General features: G+C 64.1%; 19 protein-coding genes. 16 read left to right on the top strand and 3 right to left on the bottom strand.

The features are described from left to right. Window positions 1–11 precede the first annotated feature (11 nt). Window positions 12–272, bottom strand: a complete 261-nt coding sequence (locus ACLBKT_RS12930; RefSeq protein ID WP_410183319.1) for a zinc-finger domain-containing protein — start codon at window positions 270–272, stop codon at window positions 12–14. A gap of 72 nt (window positions 273–344) precedes the next feature. Here ACLBKT_RS12930 and ACLBKT_RS12925 point away from each other — a divergent pair, with 72 nt between their 5' ends. Next, on the top strand, window positions 345–1298 hold the full coding sequence (locus ACLBKT_RS12925; RefSeq protein WP_410183318.1) for an ABC transporter ATP-binding protein: 954 nt from the start codon (window positions 345–347) through the stop codon (window positions 1296–1298). 53 nt (window positions 1299–1351) lie between these two features. After that, window positions 1352–2953: an L-aspartate oxidase gene (gene nadB, locus ACLBKT_RS12920; protein WP_410183317.1), complete on the top strand. Its 1602-nt coding sequence runs from the start codon at window positions 1352–1354 to the stop codon at window positions 2951–2953. A 12-nt stretch (window positions 2954–2965) separates the two neighbouring features. On the opposite strand, the gene ACLBKT_RS12915 is transcribed toward nadB, so the two are convergent. Continuing rightward, window positions 2966–3628 (bottom strand): hypothetical protein, encoded by a 663-nt coding sequence (locus ACLBKT_RS12915; protein WP_410183316.1) that lies wholly within the window; start codon window positions 3626–3628, stop codon window positions 2966–2968. Here ACLBKT_RS12915 and ACLBKT_RS12910 point away from each other — a divergent pair. From ACLBKT_RS12910 to ACLBKT_RS12865, 10 genes are all read left to right on the top strand, one after another. Further along, window positions 3627–4580, top strand: a complete 954-nt coding sequence (locus tag ACLBKT_RS12910) for a TraB/GumN family protein (RefSeq protein WP_410183315.1) — start codon at window positions 3627–3629, stop codon at window positions 4578–4580. The genes ACLBKT_RS12915 and ACLBKT_RS12910 overlap by 2 nt on opposite strands. A 34-nt stretch (window positions 4581–4614) precedes the next feature. Then, window positions 4615–5505 (top strand): alpha/beta fold hydrolase, encoded by an 891-nt coding sequence (locus ACLBKT_RS12905; RefSeq protein WP_410183314.1) that lies wholly within the window; start codon window positions 4615–4617, stop codon window positions 5503–5505. 67 nt (window positions 5506–5572) lie between these two features. Next, window positions 5573–7438, top strand: a complete 1866-nt coding sequence (locus ACLBKT_RS12900) for an ATP-binding cassette domain-containing protein (protein ID WP_410183313.1) — start codon at window positions 5573–5575, stop codon at window positions 7436–7438. Window positions 7439–7951: 513 nt separating this feature from the next. Next, window positions 7952–9985: a ribonucleoside-diphosphate reductase subunit alpha gene (locus tag ACLBKT_RS12895; protein WP_410183312.1), complete on the top strand. Its 2034-nt coding sequence runs from the start codon at window positions 7952–7954 to the stop codon at window positions 9983–9985. 85 nt (window positions 9986–10070) lie between these two features. After that, entirely contained in the window at window positions 10071–10256 is a 186-nt protein-coding gene (locus ACLBKT_RS12890; RefSeq protein ID WP_160760003.1) for a hypothetical protein, read from the top strand. 68 nt (window positions 10257–10324) lie between these two features. Then, complete coding sequence (locus ACLBKT_RS12885; protein ID WP_410183311.1) at window positions 10325–11374, top strand: ribonucleotide-diphosphate reductase subunit beta; 1050 nt, start codon at window positions 10325–10327, stop codon at window positions 11372–11374. 45 nt (window positions 11375–11419) lie between these two features. Then, window positions 11420–12217 carry a HipA family kinase gene (locus ACLBKT_RS12880; RefSeq protein WP_410183310.1) on the top strand — a complete coding sequence of 266 codons (798 nt, stop codon included), beginning with the start codon at window positions 11420–11422 and terminating at the stop codon, window positions 12215–12217. Next, window positions 12201–13100, top strand: a complete 900-nt coding sequence (locus ACLBKT_RS12875) for a hypothetical protein (RefSeq protein WP_410183309.1) — start codon at window positions 12201–12203, stop codon at window positions 13098–13100. Before ACLBKT_RS12880 ends, ACLBKT_RS12875 begins: the two co-directional genes overlap by 17 nt. A 637-nt stretch (window positions 13101–13737) precedes the next feature. Beyond that, window positions 13738–14034, top strand: coding sequence for a DUF1294 domain-containing protein (locus ACLBKT_RS12870; RefSeq protein ID WP_410183308.1), 297 nt, complete (start codon window positions 13738–13740; stop codon window positions 14032–14034). Between the two features lie 92 nt (window positions 14035–14126). Continuing rightward, window positions 14127–14381, top strand: a complete 255-nt coding sequence (locus ACLBKT_RS12865) for a YdcH family protein (protein ID WP_410183307.1) — start codon at window positions 14127–14129, stop codon at window positions 14379–14381. Window positions 14382–14447: 66 nt separating this feature from the next. On the opposite strand, the gene ACLBKT_RS12860 is transcribed toward ACLBKT_RS12865, so the two are convergent. After that, window positions 14448–14624: a hypothetical protein gene (locus tag ACLBKT_RS12860; protein WP_410183306.1), complete on the bottom strand. Its 177-nt coding sequence runs from the start codon at window positions 14622–14624 to the stop codon at window positions 14448–14450. Window positions 14625–14771: 147 nt separating this feature from the next. On the opposite strand from ACLBKT_RS12860, the gene argB reads away from it, so the two are divergent. The 4 genes from argB to ACLBKT_RS12840 all read left to right on the top strand — a co-directional run bounded on the left by argB (window position 14772) and on the right by ACLBKT_RS12840 (window position 17884). Continuing rightward, window positions 14772–15695 (top strand): acetylglutamate kinase, encoded by a 924-nt coding sequence (gene argB, locus ACLBKT_RS12855; protein ID WP_410183305.1) that lies wholly within the window; start codon window positions 14772–14774, stop codon window positions 15693–15695. Window positions 15696–15809: 114 nt separating this feature from the next. Then, a complete protein-coding gene (locus ACLBKT_RS12850; RefSeq protein ID WP_410183304.1) occupies window positions 15810–16091 on the top strand; it encodes a YggT family protein in 282 nt (93 codons plus the stop codon). Then, window positions 16091–16987 (top strand): bifunctional methylenetetrahydrofolate dehydrogenase/methenyltetrahydrofolate cyclohydrolase FolD, encoded by an 897-nt coding sequence (folD, locus tag ACLBKT_RS12845; protein WP_410183303.1) that lies wholly within the window; start codon window positions 16091–16093, stop codon window positions 16985–16987. Before ACLBKT_RS12850 ends, folD begins: the two co-directional genes overlap by 1 nt. 123 nt (window positions 16988–17110) lie before the next feature. Then, entirely contained in the window at window positions 17111–17884 is a 774-nt protein-coding gene (locus tag ACLBKT_RS12840; RefSeq protein ID WP_410183302.1) for a hypothetical protein, read from the top strand. Window positions 17885–17906 lie beyond the last annotated feature (22 nt).

The following is a 17906-nucleotide window of genomic DNA, read 5'->3' as shown; positions in this document are numbered from 1 at the left end:
AGCGCGCCGAATCAGCTGTGCGCGGCGCTGGCGCCGGCAGCAATATCGGGCAGGCCCGCCTGATCCGCGCCATCGGCCGGTCCGCCGCGCAGCACGAAGCGGCGGTCGCAATAGCCGCAATCGACATAGCCGTGCTCGTCGATTTCGAGGAACACGCGCGGATGGCCGAGCGCGGAGGGGCGATAGCCCGCGCGGGCGCGGATGCCGCTGGCCCCGTCGCAGGAAACGCGCCGCGTATCGACCAGCAGGACTTCGGGAGGAGGAATGCTCATGGCGCCTGCCGATACAGGGCGCCGCCTCTGAGTTCAATTGCCTTTGCAGGCGCGTTTGCCTAGGCGGGAGGCATGTCCGCCGAACCCGCCATCCGTATCGACAATCTCGTGAAACGCTACGCCCCGGCCAAAGGCGCGAACGGCACGGTTACTGCAGGCAAGCTGGCGCTCGGCGGGGTGAGCTTCGATGTCCCCGAAGGCGCGATCTTCGGCCTGCTCGGCCCCAATGGCGCGGGCAAATCGACGCTGATCAATATCCTCGCCGGGCTGGTCAACAAGACCTCCGGCAGCGTCGACATCTGGGGTTTCGACATTGATCGCAACCGTCGCAACGCCAGCCGCTCGATCGGGATCGTGCCGCAGGAGATCGTGTTCGATCCCTTTTTCACGCCGTTCGAGGTGTTGGAGAATCAGGCCGGGTTCTACGGCATCGCCGCCGCCTTGCGCCGCTCCGAAGCGCTGCTGGAGGCCGTGCGGCTTGCCGACAAGCGCAATGCCTATGCCCGGACGCTGTCAGGGGGGATGAAGCGGCGGCTGCTGGTGGCCAAGGCGATGGTCCATTCTCCGCCCATTCTGGTGCTGGATGAACCCACCGCCGGGGTCGATGTCGACCTGCGGCGTCAGCTATGGGAGCTGGTCAGCGAATTGAACCGGGACGGCGTGACCGTGGTGCTGACCACCCACTACCTCGAAGAAGCCGAGGAGCTGTGTGACCGGATCGCGATCATCAACAATGGCCAGCTGATCGCCAACAAGCCCACCCGCGAGCTGGTCGACATGGCGCGCGAGAAGATCGTCACCGTCACCGCCGCCCAAGACCTCGCCTCGGCCCCTGCGCATGAGGCGTTCGTGAAAGTGCAATGGGACGGCGCGCGCGGGGTCGAGGTGACCTATGACAAGGACCGCCTCAGTGCCGGTCAGGTGCTGGGGATCCTTCAGGCGCAGGGCCTGACGGTGGAAGACGTCACCACCCGCGAAGCCGATCTTGAGGATGTCTTCGTCCAGCTGACCGCCAGCGCCGGCTGAACACCGCGCGCATCCCGCTTGCCGACCGTGCAATTGCACGTCATGGCAAGCAGATGGCGATGGAAGACGGGTTGCAACAGGCGCATGACGTTGTCGTGATCGGCTCGGGCGCGGCGGGGCTGACCGCCGCGCTGGCTTTGGCGGAAACGCGCCGGGTGCTGGTGTTGGCGAAGGGTTCGCTGACCGGCGGGTCGACCGCCTGGGCGCAGGGCGGGATCGCCGCCGTGCTCGACACCGGCGACACTTTTGAAAACCACGTGCGCGATACGATGGTGGCGGGCGCTGGCCTCAATGACCTTGCCACGGTCGAATTCGTGATCGAGCGCGCGCCGGCCTCGATCGACCGGCTGTGCGAGCTGGGCGTGCCGTTCAACCGCGACGCCGACAGTCTCCACCTCACCCGCGAGGGCGGGCATTCGCACCGCCGCATCGTCCATGTCGACGACGCGACTGGCTGGGCGGTGCAATCGGCGCTGGTAAAGGCGGCGGAGGCCCATCCCAACATCACCCTGCTGCCGGGCCGCACCTGCATCGACTTCATCACGGATCGCCACCGCGAACAGTTCTCGGCGGCCGGGCGCGTCTGGGGGGTCTATGCCCTGTGCGAGGAAACCGGGCGGGTCGAACGTCATGTCGCCCGCGCCACGATCCTCGCCACGGGAGGTGCCGGGCGCGTCTATCAATTCTCCACCGCCCCGCGCGGCGCGACGGGGGACGGGATCGCGATGGCCTGGCGGGCGGGGGCCCGCGTCTCCAACATGGAGATGATGCAGTTTCACCCGACCTGCCTCTACAATCTCGATGTGAAGAACTTCCTCATCACCGAGGCCGTGCGGGGCGAGGGCGGGCATCTGCTCCACCCTGAAACCGGACGGCGCTTCATGGTCGATTACGACCCTGAGCGGATGGAGCTGGCCCCGCGTGATGTGGTCGCCCGCGCGATCGATGACCAGATCAAGCGCTTCGGCCTCGATTATGTCCACCTCGATATCAGCCACCAGCCCGCCGACTTCGTGAAGGGACACTTCCCGACGATCTACGAGAAGCTGACGGGCCTCGGCATCGACATGACCGCCCAGCCGATCCCGGTCGTCCCCGCGCAGCATTACACCTGCGGTGGGGTGGTGGTGGATTTGCAGGCGCGCACCGACATCCCCGGATTGTGGGCGGCAGGCGAGTGCACCGAAAGCGGTCTCCACGGTGCAAACCGCCTCGCCTCCAATTCCCTGCTCGAATGCTTCGTCTTCGGCGAGGCGGCGGCACAGGACATTCTGGCGCGCTGGGACACGCTGGAGGCCCCGCCTGCGATTCTCCCATGGGACGAAAGCCGCGTGACCGATTCCGACGAGGAAGTGGTCATCAAGCAGAACTGGACCGAAATCCGCCGCTTCATGTGGAACTATGTCGGCATCGTGCGCACCACCAAGCGGCTGGAACGCGCCGCCAGCCGCATCGACCTGCTGAAGCGCGAGGTCGAGGATTACTACGGCGCCTTCCGCGTGACGACCGACCTGATCGAACTCAGAAACCTGCTCCAGGCCGCCGAGCTGATCGTGGCTTCGGCCCTCAAACGCAAGGAGAGCCGGGGGCTGCACTATACGCTGGATTACCCGGCGCTGGCGGATCAGGCGAAGGATACGGTGCTGGTGCCCTGAGGCGGGGTGGACCTAGTTATCCTCCTCAAGCGCGCCGGTTTCGCTGTGCTTTCGCAGGTGATTGATCTCGACAATGCCTTTGCTCTCACCTTCGGTGAAGGTCACCCGCAACTCCATCTCACTGTCGGTAAGGCGCGTCACAACGCATTCTTCGAGTGTGGTAATCTCTTGATTGTTCGCCTGCCGGCTAAGAACCGATCGTTCCGAATCAAACCGCCAATCGCCCCGTTCACTATAGACCGGAACCAGGTTGCCAGTATTCCCGGTCAGGACTTCGTGACTGTATGACCCATCGCTGTTCAGCCGGGTTACGATCGCGATCTTTCCCTGCCGGATGTCTTCCTTGACCTTGGCCTGCCTTTCGCGTGAGCGCGCCAATGTTTCGGATGCTTTCGAACCCACCCCATTGGTTTCGTCCAACGCGAAGACGACCTCGACCAGGTGCCAGCGCCCGTGAATCTGCGCGTCTTTGATTGTCACAGGAGGGGGCGGTGGCCCGGTGTCTGCCGCAAACAGGGCAGATGGGAGCGACACAGCGAACAGGGCCACGCATGCAAGGACAAGGGCGACCGGTCGTGAATGCCGTTGAATCCGGGATGCAATCACGTGCCTTACCTCTTTGATTTTTCGCGTTAAGCTAAGGTATAGGCTTGCTGCGTCATCGATATCAATCATGAACTCTCCACAACGATATCTTGCGGCTTTTCAGGGTCTGGCGCTCTTGCTTGCTGCGTCACAATCGGTTGCGCAGGAACCTGCTGCATCCGAAAACGCCGCCGACAATGCCATCGTCGTCACCGCCCAGCGCTCCGGCGCGCCGATGTGGACGATTGATACGCCCTCCGGCACCATCATCCTCGTCGGCGAGATTCGGGCGATCCCCAAGACCACCCCGTGGGAGCCTGCGCGGCTGGAGGAGGCCACCAGGCAGGCCGACCGCGTGATCCTCGGCGCGCGGCCCAGGATTTCGCCGGGCGATGTGCTGCGGCTGCTCTTCAGCGGCTCCAAGTTCACAAAGCTGCCCGACAAGACCGTCGCCAGCGAATATCTGACGGCGGACCAATGGGCGCGGCTCTCTGCGCTCGGCGCCGTGCATGAGGAGGATTACGCAAGGCAATCCTTCCTCCTCACGTCGTTCCAGATGCTGCGCAAGGAACTGCGCTTCAACCGCGACACTGCTGATGAACCCTCCGAGGTGGTCAGCAAGGCGGCGGACAAGGCCAATGTTCCGACCACCCGCGCGGCCACGCTGCGGGGCGAGGATATCATCGACAGCCTCGCCGATGCCCCGCCCGCCGCGCATATCCCCTGCCTCAATGCCGCGATGGACGCGGTCGAGGCTGGCCCCGCTATCGTCGAACAGCGCGCGGCGGACTGGCGGCGCTACGATATTCCCTCGGTCATGGCGAACCCGCTGGAAAGCGCGCTCGGCCAGTGCTGGCCCTGGGCGGACGAGACTTTGGGCAGTGAATTGAGGACCATCTGGGTCGATAAAATCGCCGAAGTCAGCACGGCCAAGGGCACAACCCTCGCCGTGGTGCCCTTGAGAGTGTTGGCGGAAAGCGGCGGAGTGCTTGACCAATTGGACGCGCGCGGCTTCGATATCGCCGGACCCGAATGGAAGTGACCATTTGGGCCACCTGAGAGGATGAGCCCGCACCATGCCCACCGTCACCACGCCCAACACCGGCATCGAAATCTTCTACGAAGACCGGGGTGATCCGTCCGCCGAGGTGATCCTGCTGGTGATGGGCCTCGGCGCGCAGATGACGCTGTGGCCGGACGAGCTGGTCGCCGCGCTGGTCGGCGATGGGTTCCGGGTGATCCGCTATGACAACCGCGATATCGGGCTCAGCCAGAAGTTCGAAGGCGCCCGCGCGCCCAGCCTGCCGATTCAGGTGTTGCGCAAGAAGATCGGCTTCCCGGCCAAGGTACCCTATACGCTCAAGGACATGGCCGATGACGGGATTGGGCTGCTCGATGCGCTCGGGGTCGAGCGCGCCCATGTCGTCGGAGCGTCGATGGGCGGGATGATCGCGCAGCTGATGGCGGTGCATCATGGCGCGCGGCTGGCAAGCCTCACCTCGATCATGTCGACCACCGGCAATGGCAAGCTGCCCCAGGCGGAAAAACATGCGATCGATGCGCTGGTGGCGCCGATCCAGAGCATGGAAGAGGAGTCGCTGGTCGCCCACGGGCTCAACATCGCCAAGAATATCGGCAGCCCCGGCTATCCCTTCGACCCCGACCAGCAGCGTGAGCGCGTGCTGCTCAACATGCGCCGCTCCGTTTACCCCGCGGGCCTGCCGCGCCAGCTCGCCGCGATCATCGACGACGGCTGCCGCCGTTCGCGCCTCGCCAAGGTCACCGTGCCGACGCTGGTGATGCATGGCGAGGCCGATCCGCTGGTCAAGCTGGCGGCAGGCGAGGATACCGCGAAGCACATTTCCGGCGCGCGGCTGGTGACGATCCCGGGCTGGGGCCACGACCTGCCTCTCGCCCTGATCCCGCGCATCGCCAGCGAAATCGCCGGTCACGCGCGCGGACAATAGAGCCGCTTTCGCACCTGCGAAGGGATTTTCTTTGGGACGCGCCCGATAGGCTGTTAAGGGCGCGCCCATGCTTACAATCGACGGTGTCACAGTGCGGCTTGGTGGCCGGGCCATTTTGGAACGCGCCAGCGCAACCGTGCCGGTGGGCGCGCGCGTCGGCCTGATCGGCCGCAATGGCGCGGGCAAGTCCACGCTGATGAAGGCGCTGATCGGCGAGATCGAGCCGGATGACGGCGAAATCTCCAAGCCTGCCCGCGCCAGGATCGGCTATATTGCGCAGGAAGCCCCCAGCGGCTCCATGACCCCCGAAGAGGTCGTGCTCGCCTCCGCCACCGAACGCGCGGAATTGCTGGCGGAGCTCGAAACCTGCACCGACATGGACCGCATGGGCGACGTTCACGAACGCCTGCTGGCCATCGACGCCTATTCCGCCCCGGCGCGCGCGGCCAAGATCCTCAACGGGTTGGGCTTTGACGAGGAGATGCAGCAACGCCCGGTCGACAGCTTTTCGGGCGGCTGGAAGATGCGCATCGCGCTCGGTGCGTTGCTGTTTTCCGAGCCCGACATCCTGCTGCTCGACGAGCCCAGCAACCACCTCGATCTCGAAGCGACGCTGTGGCTGGAGAACTTCCTCAAGTCCTATCCCGCGACGCTGGTGGTGATCAGCCACGAGCGCGACCTCCTCAACAAGGTGGTCGATCACATCCTCCACCTGCAAGGCGGGCAGCTGACGCTCTATCCGGGCGGCTATGACGCCTTCGAGAAGCAGCGGGCCGAGCGCGCGGCGCAGCTCGCCGCCGCCAAGGCCTCGCAGGAGGCGCAGGCCGCGCGGCTGCGGGATTACGTCGCCCGCAATTCCGCCCGCGCCTCGACCGCCAAGCAGGCGCAATCGCGCGCCAAGATGCTTGCCAAGATGCAGCCCATCGCCGCGCTCATGGAAGACCCGACGCTGAGCTTCGATTTCCCCGATCCGGCCGAGATGAAGTCGCCGATGATCACGCTGGAACAGGCCGCGGTCGGCTATGGCGCAGCGCCGCCGATCCTCAAGCGGCTCAATTTCCGCATCGAGGCCGATGATCGCATCGCGCTGCTGGGCCGCAATGGCAATGGCAAGACCACGCTCGCGCGGCTGCTCGCTTCGCAATTGACGCCCGTTGAGGGTGAGGTGAACGCGCCCGGCAAGCTCAAGGTCGGATACTTCACCCAGTATCAGGTCGAGGAACTGGCGGGCGAGGATACCCCGCTCGATCTGATGAACCGCGCGATGGAAGGACAGTCGCAAAGCGCAGTGCGGGCGCAGCTGGGGCGCTTCGGCTTTTCCGGCCCGCGCGCGAACCAGCGGGTCGACAAGCTGTCCGGCGGCGAGCGCGCGCGGCTGGCGCTGGCGCTGATCACCCGCGATGCGCCGCACCTGCTGATCCTCGACGAGCCGACCAACCACCTCGACGTCGATGCGCGCGAGGCGCTGATTCAGGCGCTCAACACCTATTCGGGCGCGGTGATCCTCATCAGCCACGATCGCCATATGGTCGAATTGACGGCGGACCGCCTGATCCTCGTCGATAGCGGAACGGCGCGCGAATATGCCGGCAGCATGGAGGATTACATCGACTTCATCCTCGGCCGGAACCAGCCCAAGGGCGCGCGCGACGGCAAGGTCAAAGGCGCGAAGGGCGGGGCATTGGCCAGCACGGATTTGCGCGCGGCTCAGAGCGACCTCAGCAAAGCCGAAGCCGCCATCGCCCGCCTGTCCGCCGAGGTGGAGCAGCTCGATAGCGAGATCCTCGCCCTCAGCGCCAAACCGGGCGGGCAATCCGGCAATGCAATGCAGACCCTGCTGACCAAGCGGGCGCGGGCGGCCGGTTCTCTGGATGAAGCGGAACGCAGGTGGCTGGCCGCCGGAACCGTGCTCGAGGCGATCGGGCAAGCCTGATTCTCCCGCCCGGGGGTCGCCGCACCCGCCCGCCGCGCAACAATCCTACCGTGAGCCATGCAAAAGATTCACGGGTGGATTCGAATGATTCAATCACCATATTTTTCTTCACAGATTCAATTTGGGGCTTGCGGCCCGCGCGACTCAAGCTTGGTCCACGCGTCGCGGGTGTGACGCGGGTCTGACATGGGCTGGAAACCGACCCGGCATGGTAACCAGGTGATTAAACGCCCGTTGACGGGAGTCCTGCAGTGATTCATCATCTAGTGGTTCGGCGCTGATCGGACCCCCAAGCCTTGGTGAAACGTCCCCGCCCCGTGAGAGGGCAGACGGGGATCGATTCGCCCCGGCCCACAGGTTCGCATCACGCCGCAAATGGGACCAACCGATGCGCCAACAGGCCCGACAACCGGGCAGCCTGTTGGCAAGTCTGTGGACCAAGCGGTATAGAACAGAATCGGAACATGGCCCCTTGCGTCCATGGTCTGATTCGGGGGACAACAGGGGCTTCAGATGGATTTCAAGGCGAGCGAAAACGTGCCCAGTGATGCGGTGACTAGCGATGTGACGAATGAACTGGATGCGGGCGTGATGGCCGAGACGTCCGTGAAGGATGAAAAGGCGGTAAGCATGAACAAGATCGATATGGGCACAGATGCCCTGATCGCGGCCAAAGCCGGTGAGGCGCTGGCCGGTGCCATGGTCGAAGCGGCCAAGGATGCCGCCAAGACCGACAGCAAGAAGGTCAACGACCGCCGCTTCACGATCGTGACCGACGCCAGCCGCGACGCGCGCCTCACGGATTTCGGCAAGGAAACGCTGACCGATCGCTATCTGCTCCCCGGCGAGACTTATCAGGACCTGTTTGCCCGCGTGGCTGATGCCTATGCCGATGATGAGGCGCATGCCCAGCGGCTTTATGACTACATCTCGAACCTGTGGTTCATGCCCGCGACCCCCGTTCTCTCGAACGGCGGTACCAACCGCGGCCTGCCGATTTCGTGCTATCTCAACTCGGTTGAGGACAGCCTCGAAGGGATCGTCGGCACGTGGAATGAAAACGTGTGGCTGGCGTCCAAGGGTGGCGGGATTGGCACCTATTGGGGCAATGTCCGCGGCATTGGCGAGCCGGTGGGGCTCAACGGCAAGACCTCGGGCATCATTCCCTTCGTGCGCGTGATGGACAGCCTGACGCTCGCGATCTCGCAGGGCTCGTTGCGGCGGGGCTCGGCCGCCTGCTATCTCGACATCTCGCACCCCGAGATCGAGGAGTTCCTCGAAATCCGCAAGCCTTCGGGCGATTTCAACCGCAAGGCGCTGAACCTGCATCACGGCGTGCTGGTCACCGACGATTTCATGAATGCGGTCCGCGAAGGTGCCGAGTTCGAGCTCAAGTCGCCCCGCGACGGCTCCGTGCGCGGCAAGGTCGATGCGCGTTCGCTGTTCCAGAAGCTGGTCGAAACCCGCCTTGCCACCGGTGAGCCCTATATCGTCTTCTCCGACACCGTGAACCGCATGATGCCCAAGCATCACCGCGATCTCGGCCTCAAGGTCTCGACCTCGAACCTGTGCTCGGAAATCACCCTGCCGACCGGTATCGACCACCTCGGCAATGATCGCACGGCGGTGTGCTGCCTGTCGTCACTGAACCTCGAAACCTGGGAAGAGTGGAAGGGCGACAAGCAGTTCATCGAGGACGTGATGCGCTTCCTCGACAACGTCCTGCAGGACTATATCGACCGCGCGCCGGACGAGATGGCCCGCGCCAAGTACTCCGCCGCGCGCGAGCGCAGCGTGGGCCTCGGGGTGATGGGCTTCCACTCCTATCTCCAGCAGAAGGGCGTCGCCTTCGAAAGCGCGATGGCCAAGGCGCTGAACCTCCAGATGTTCAAGCACATCCACGCCAAGGCCTCGGAAGCCTCGATGCTGCTGGCGCAGGAGCGCGGGCCCTGCCCCGACGCGGCCGACATGGGCGCGATGGAGCGCTTCAGCTGCAAGATGGCAATCGCGCCGACCGCGTCGATCAGCATCATCTGCGGTGGCACCTCGGCGTGCATCGAGCCGATCCCGGCCAATATCTACACCCACAAGACCCTGTCGGGCAGCTTCATCGTCAAGAACCCGTACCTGGAAAAGGTGCTCGACAAGAAGTCGAAGAACTCGACCAATGTCTGGAACTCGATCCTCGAACGCGGCGGCTCGGTCCAGCACCTCGATTTCCTCACGGCTGAGGAAAAGGCGACCTTCAAGACCAGCTTCGAGATCGACCAACGCTGGCTGCTCGAATTCGCGGCCGACCGCACGCCCTATATCGATCAGGCCCAGTCGCTGAACCTGTTCATCCCGGCCGATGTCGACAAGTGGGATCTGATGATGCTGCACTATCAGGCGTGGGAGCGCGGCATCAAGTCGCTCTATTACCTGCGCTCCAAGTCCGTGCAGCGCGCCGGCTTCGTTGGCGGCGTCGAGGCGGACAACACCTCGGAAGCGCCCAAGATCGAGCTCAGCGCCGAGACCGATTACGAGGAATGCCTGAGCTGCCAGTAGGCGCTCACGGCCGGGACGCGGGTGGGCATCGCGCCCGCCCCGCGCCTGCGGCCGCGGCATCATCGTTCACAGGGGGACCACATACATGAATCTGCCGTTTGTCATGGGGGTTATCGGGCTGATCGTCAGCGCCGTCTTCGCCTTCAACGCGTGGCGCGAATTGAAGCGCAACGTCGAGGGCCATTCGCGCAACGCCGCCATGATCCACGTGGCGATGGTGTCGATGTTCGTGCCCTTCTGCATCTACGTCGTCATCGCCTACGCGCCCTGACGCCGCCGTGAATCCGGAAGCGCGCGCGCTTCGTATCTGCTATTCTCATTCGTTCCAGGAGACCGCCCATGTCGCTTCTCGAAGCCCGCTCGACCTACAAGCCCTTCCAGTATCCCTGGGCCTATGACTTCTGGAAGCGCCAGCAGCAGATCCACTGGATGCCCGAAGAGGTGCCGCTGGGCGAGGATTGCCGCGACTGGGCGCAGAAGATCACCGAGAACGAGCGCAACCTGCTCACCCAGATCTTCCGCTTTTTCACTCAGGCCGACGTCGAAGTGCAGAACTGCTATCACGAGAACTACGGCCGGGTGTTCAAGCCGACCGAGGTGAAGATGATGCTCGCCGCCTTTTCCAACATGGAGACGGTGCACATCGCGGCCTACTCGCACCTGCTCGACACCATCGGGATGCCCGAGAGCGAATACAGCGCCTTCCTCGAATATGAGGAAATGAAGGACAAGCACGATTTCCTCGGCCAGTTCGGCGTCGACAGCGATGAGGACATCGCCCGCACCCTCGCCGCGTTCGGCGGCTTCACCGAGGGGCTCCAGCTCTTCGCCTCCTTCGCCATGCTGATGAACTTCCCGCGCTTCAACAAGATGAAGGGCATGGGCCAGATCGTCAGCTGGTCGGTGCGCGACGAATCGCTGCACTGCGAAGGCATCATCAAGCTGTTCCACACCTTCTGCGAGGAACGCCAGTGCCTCACCAAGGCGGTGAAGGAAGACCTGATCGACATCTGCCAGAAGACCGTGCGGCTGGAAGACGCCTTCATCGACCTCGCCTTCGAAATGGGCCCGATCAACGGCATGAGCGCCAAGGAGATCAAGCGCTACATTCGCTACATCGCCGACTGGCGCCTGAAGCAGCTCGGCCTGCAAGAGATCTACATGATCGACGAGCACCCGCTGCCGTGGCTTGCGCCGCTGCTGAACGGGGTGGAGCACGCGAACTTCTTCGAAACCCGCGCGACGGAATATTCGAAGGGCGCAACGCGCGGTGACTGGAACACCGTGTGGTCGTCGTTCGACAAGCGGCAGAAGGCGAAGGCGGCGAACGAGCCGGGCGCCGAGGGCGCGGCTGAGGCTGGGCTGTTTGGGGTGCAGGCGGCGGAATAACGAGAGAAGGCGATGCCGACGAGTCCTTATCAGAGGATCGCAGAAATGAAGTCCACCCGCGGCACTTCATCTCTTGCGACCGGTCAAGGCGAGCTCATGCCGCTTGCCCTGACTGGGATTCGGCCGAGCCAACCCCAAGGTCAACACATCAAGTTGGTCGGCGAGGTTGGCGGTAGCGTCTACTACTGTAAGAGCGCCCTGAACGGCAAAGACGTATGTGCCAATGAGTGGATTTACTCGAGCCTAGCTCGCCACGTAGGCATTCCGGTGCCGGATTTTTGCCCTATCATTGATTACCGAACCGGCGAGACGTTGTTCGGGTCTAAGGAGACATGGGGTACAGCTGACGAGTTTGAAGTCCAAACTTTGCTCACAACTCCGCCTAACGCCGACCCTGTAATCGGCGATCCGTTCGCATGGCTAGGGTCATATCTGTCTCAGGTTTATGCCTTTGACGTGTTCGCTGGCAACGTTGATCGCCATCTCCGAAACTTCCTGTTGATACCAGGCTCCCCTGCCCGGCGACTGCTGGCGTACGATTTCGCTTCGTCACAGCTTATCCACCGGGCTTCAGATCACTTCCCCATTGCGCAGACACGAACGCAACTTGTAGGGAGACAGCTTCGGAAGCTACGCAAATTCGACATCGAAAGCGCGATAGAGATCCTTGAGCGTATCAGGGCGGTTCCGATCTCGCAAATCGCTTCGTTTCTGTCATCGATTCCTGATGAATGGATTACTGAGGATCAGAGGGGACAAGTTTATGAACAATGGTCAGGCGATGTGGTCACCGAAAGAGTCAAAGCTCTTATCAGTGGCTTGAGAGATGGCTCACTGCTATAAGTACGCCATCGCTCAACTCCGTGCCAACCCGGTGCGGGGGGAAAGCCTGAACATTGCAATCGTGGTGTTCGATCGTGATAACCTCCAGATCCACCGTGCGCGAAACTTAGACAAGCTTCGCGCGATTTCGGGAGCGCTGGACTTAAGCGTAGTCGACCAAGCACTCACTAACCTCGCAGTGATCGACCAAAGTGTTTTGCTGGACCGGGAGACTGGGCCAGAGGCGCGGCTTGACGTGCTCCAAGCTATGTCGCCAATCGGATTCTCCGCTTTCGGCGAGTTTATCGCGGAAAATGCGCTCTCCTATGATCAGAACGTAGCAAGGCTACTCAACCAACTGGTTGAACCCGAACCGGCCCCCCGGCCGATAATGACGCAGCGAAAAACCCGCCTTGTGAGTTCACTTAAGGCTGCGTTCCGGGCGGAGAGAATACTCGCCGCAAAGGGAGAAGGCATTGATTCCCAAAGGATTGTTGCTGACGAGCCGCTTGCTGATGGCCTGAATGCCGATTTCCTTTTGAAGAACGGTGCTATGCACATCGTGCAAACGGTTGATGCATCAAACACAGATAGAATTCGGAAGGCCATTCAGGAGATTGGTGTCTCGTCACTCGTTTTTGAACACGCCAAAATGCATTTTGGAGAAGCTCAAACTCAGGCGCGGCTTGTTTACTCGGCTAGTTCGCAATTGGAGGTGGCTCTGACCCCGGCGCTCTGTGCGGCTGAGCACCAAGGCGTAGAGCTTGTGAATTGGGAAAGCCAAGACCAGCGGGTCAAATTTATTGTCCGCATGAGCTCACTGGCCGAGCCGTCTGGTAATCAGACGCGTGCGGATTTCGGGCCGATCAATGCGAGCGGCAAAGATTCAAGATTGCTCAACTGATTTGCAGAGTCCCGGGCTCGCCCGGGACTCTGCTTTCTAGTTCGTATCTCAGCGCAGGCCCAACCCGCTGCGACTAAGGCGGCAGAGCCGCCAGGTGTCCTTAGGACAGCTTCGCTTCCTCGCGCCCTTCCCGCAAGCGGGAAGGGTTGTCGGAGAGACCCGATCTCGATCGCTTGCCGCCGTTCGTCCCCCTCGCGCTTGCCGCCGGGTCAAGCCCGGGGCGGGTATCGAGGTTAGGGGTGGGCGCGGGGCCACTGGGGCTGGCGGCTTGTCCCGACGGCGCGACGCAGGCCCACCCCGCTGCGACTAACTTCGCTTTCCCGGGCTTGACCCGGGACCCCGCTTTTCCTCCCTATGAGCTAAAGGCAGCGGGACCCCGGATCCCCGGCCTGCGTCGGGGCAGGCAAGTCCGGGGAGACGAGAATGGGAGCGCCCCCCTCTTCGTCACCCCGGCGCCATAAATTTCTGGGGCCGGGGTCCCGCTTGCTTCCGCAGATGCTTGCACGCTGTCGCCCTGGGCCCCGGCCTGCGCCGGGATGACGCGGGCATGTCATGCGTCGCCATGCGACCACGGGGCGGATGAAGGCGAAGCGCCCCATCAACCCTTCCGCAACCCCTCCCGCGCTACGCCGCGCGCATGGCTTTGCTGCACACCCTGCTCTCCCCGGCCAACATCATCACCGCGCTCGCCGTGATGAATTTCCTCGCCTTTGCCGCTTTCGGGCTCGACAAGGCGCGGGCCGAGCAGGGGGCCTGGCGGATCAGCGAGGACACCCTGCTCCAGCTGGCGTTCTTCGGCGGCACTCTCGGCGCCTATGCCGGGCGCGCGCTGTTTCGGCACAAGACGCGCAAGCAGCCGTTCTGCGGGCGGCTGCATTTCATCGCCGGGCTGCAATTGTGCCTCGCGGTGTTTCTGGTGGTGTTCCTGTGGTGATCGCCGCCGACCTGCGCGCCGGAATTTGACCGCGATCAAGTACGCCCGCGGTGCGAGCGCCTAGGCTGGGGACATCACCTCAGGAGAACACCATGTCCGCGCACACCCCCAACGAACTCGCCGATGTCTTTCCCGACAAGGCCGAAGCGCTCCACCAGCTCAAGCTGACCGATGCGCATTTCGCCCGGCTGGCCGAGCAGCATCACACGGTGAACCGCGAAATCCACCGGATCGAAACCGAGATCGACGCCGCAAGCGATGACCGGCTCGAAGCGCTCAAGAAAGAGCGGCTGCATCTGCTGGACGCCGTCGCCGAAATGCTGCAAGCCGCGCCGGACGCGGCCTAGCATCCCTGGGCTTGTGCGGGCGGGGCAACAGGCGATGCTCCGCCCGCAACCCTGCAGTGGTCGAGGCTACCCCTCGATCTCGCCCTCCGCGCGCGGGGTGGTGCGCCGGTCCGTGCCGGTGCGGCGATCGCCCTTGCGGCGGTCAGGGCCGTCAAACGGCACCTGCGCCTTGCGCCGATCACTCTGCCGCCGCCCTCCGCCGGACGGGTCAGCCGCCGACTTGTCGCTGTCACTCTCGCTCATCGTTCCCTCTCTCGGGCGGGAAGCTATCACTATGGTCCAGAATTTCCTAATCCTTTGGGCGCGTTCCACCAATCGGCTTGGCCCGGGGGCCGCGAGCGGCTAGGGGCCGCGCGACATCGCAAAGCGCGCGCAGGGGTTTGAACACCGGTGACCGACAAGCTGAACCATACGCCGCCTCGTTCCGGGGCCGAGACGCCGGACCTCTCGAAGGCCGAAGTGCTGATTGAGGCGCTGCCCTATTTCCAGCGCTACGCCGGGCGCACTTTCGTGGTGAAGTATGGCGGCCACGCGATGGGCGATCCCGAAGCGGCGCGCGATTTTGCCGAGGATATCGTGCTGCTGAAAGCTGTCGGCATCAACCCGGTGGTGGTGCATGGCGGCGGCCCGCAGATCGGGCAGATGCTGAAGCGGCTGGGGGTGGAGAGCACCTTCGTTGACGGGCTGCGGGTCACTGACGAAGCCACGGCGAGGGTTGCCGAGATGGTGCTCTCGGGCGCGATCAACAAGGAACTGGTCGGCTGGATCGCGGCCGCAGGCGGCAAGGCGATCGGGATCTCGGGCAAGGATGGCGGGATGGTGACCGCGCGCAAGGTCAGCCGCACCACGCGCGATCCCGACAGCAATATCGAACGGGTGGTCGACCTCGGCTTCGTGGGCGAGCCTGCGGCGGTCGACACCAGCGTGATCGACACAATGGTGGCGGCCGGGATGATCCCGGTGATCGCCCCGATTGCGCCGGGCGCGGACGGGGCGACCTACAACATCAACGCCGACACCATGGCGGGCGCGATCGCGGCGGCGCTGGGCGCGGCGCGGCTGTTCCTGCTCACCGATGTGCCGGGCGTGCTCGGCGCGGATGGCGAACTGCTGACCGACCTCACCCCCGCCGACATCACCAAGCTGCGTGATGACGGCGTGATCCGCGGCGGCATGGTGCCCAAGCTTGAGACTTGTGTTGCCGCAGTCCAATCGGGCTGCGAGGCGGCGGTGGTGCTTGATGGGCGGGTCGGCCACGCGATGCTGCTCGAATTCTTCACCGCCCGCGGGGCCGGGACGCTGGTGCGCGCCTGAAGCAGGAACTGAGGTGTAGCGCGAGGCGTATTAACAAGCTAATACGCCTGCCAAGGGACATCACCGGGGCGAGGACCACACCGGCCCGCGCCTTCGCAACGGAAATGGATCGCAATGACTGACGCACTTTTCCAGATACTCGCGATGATCATCAGCACCGCCAACATGCTGCTGATCATCTGGTTCATCATCGGGCTGCTGTTCGCGTTCAACGTGGTGAGCCCCAGCAACCAGTTCGCCTATGCGGTGCATGATGCGCTGAGCCGCCTGTTCGAGCCCGTTCTGCGCCCGATCCGCAAGGTCATGCCCGATACCGGCGCGATCGACTTTTCGCCGATGGTGTTCCTGATGATCCTCAATGCCATCGGCTATATCCTGCAAGGTGCCGTGCGCTGATGGGGGACGCGGCACTGATCGACGGCAAGGCGTTTGCGGCCAATCTGCGCGCCCGGATCGGCGCGCTCGCGGCGGACTTCGCGCAAGTGACCGGGCGGCGGCCGGGGCTTGCGGTGGTGCTGGTGGGTGACGATCCGGCGAGCCAGGTCTATGTCGGAGCCAAGGCGCGCGCCTGCGAGGAAGCCGGGATTGCCAGCTTTGAGCACCGCCTGCCCGCGGAAACCAGCGAGGCGGAACTGCTCGCACTGGTCGAGCGGCTGAACCGCGATGACACGGTTGACGGCATTCTGGTGCAGATGCCGCTGCCGAACGGGCTGGACGAGCAGGCCGTGATCGCCGCGATCAGCCCGGACAAGGATGTCGACGGGTTCCATGTCATCAACGCCGGGCGGCTGAGCGTCGGCCAGCCGGGCTTCGTCCCCTGCACCCCGCTCGGCTGCATCATGCTGCTCAAGGACCGGCTGGGCGATCTGTCGGGACTGGAAGCGGTGGTGATCGGCCGGTCGAACATCGTCGGCAAGCCGATGGCGCAGCTGCTGGTGGATGCGAACGCAACCGTCACCGTGGCGCATAGCCGCACGAAGAACCTCGCCGAGGTGGTCCGCCGCGCCGATATCGTCGTCGCCGCCGTGGGTCGGCCCGAGATGGTGCAGGCCGACTGGATCAAGCCGGGGGCGACCGTAATCGATGTCGGCATCAACCGCCTGCCGCCCACTGACGAGAAGCCGAAGGGCCGGCTGGTGGGCGATGTCGCCTTTGCCGAGGTCAGCGCAGTCGCAGGCGCGATTACGCCGGTGCCGGGCGGGGTTGGGCCGATGACGATTGCGGTGCTGCTGCGCAACACTCTGGTCGCCGCGCATGCCCACGCCGGGCTGGCGCCGCCGGTCGGGATATAGCGTTCCGTTCGCCCTGCGCTTGTCGAACGGCTGGAGTTTCTTCAATCTGGGGCGAACAGAAGGGCAGGGCTTCGACCCCGGCCTGCGCCGGGGCAGGCAAGCTCAGCCCGAACGGAGGAAGGTATGAGGATCGCAGCCAGCGTCGTCGCCATCGCCATCGCGCTGGGGCTCACCGCCTGCGCTGGCGGCGGGGGGCCGCCCAAACCGAACAAGCGGCAGGTCGCGATGATTGATCGCGCGCTCGCCGTCGCACCGGGGGCCGCGCAGCCAAGCACCATCGTTGCCACCGAAACCGCCTTCTCACGCGCGGCGCGCGAGCGGGGGCAGTGGACCGCGTTCAGAATGTTCGCCGCCCCCGGTGCCTTGCTCCACGGGGCCAATGGTCCCTTCCTGATCGAGCCCTGGCTCGCCACGCAGACTGATCCGCCCGCCGCCGTTCAGTGGGACGCGCGCGTTGTCGTGATGAGCTGCGACGGGGCGCTGGCGGTGAGCAAGGGCCGCTACCGCGATCCCGAAGGCAAGGTCGGCAGTTTCGTCACCGTGTGGGAACGGCAAGCGGACAATTCCTATCGCTACACCTACGATGCCGGCGGCGATGATGTGCCGCAGCCCCCGCCGCGCAAGGCGGTGCCGGAGGGCGATATCGTCGTGACCGAGATCGACGCCGTGACCGGCCTCGTCGCGACCTGCCCGCGCGGCGCGAATGGCACGCCCCCGCCGCCCGCGATCCCGATCGGTGACGATGGCAAGGCCGATGCGAGGCTGTCGCGCGATGGCACGCTGCGCTGGCGCTGGGAACACCGGGCGGATGGCACGCGCTATGTCGCCGCGGATTACTTCTACCAAGGCCGTTGGGTCACCGCGATCGAACAAAGCCTTGTGCCGACCGGCGATTGATGTGAGGGGCGCGGAACGCTCC

It is taken from the genome of Erythrobacter sp. W302b (assembly GCF_046452395.1).
In the GTDB taxonomy this organism is placed as follows: domain Bacteria; phylum Pseudomonadota; class Alphaproteobacteria; order Sphingomonadales; family Sphingomonadaceae; genus Erythrobacter.
This window is presented reverse-complemented; position numbering and strand designations above follow the sequence as displayed.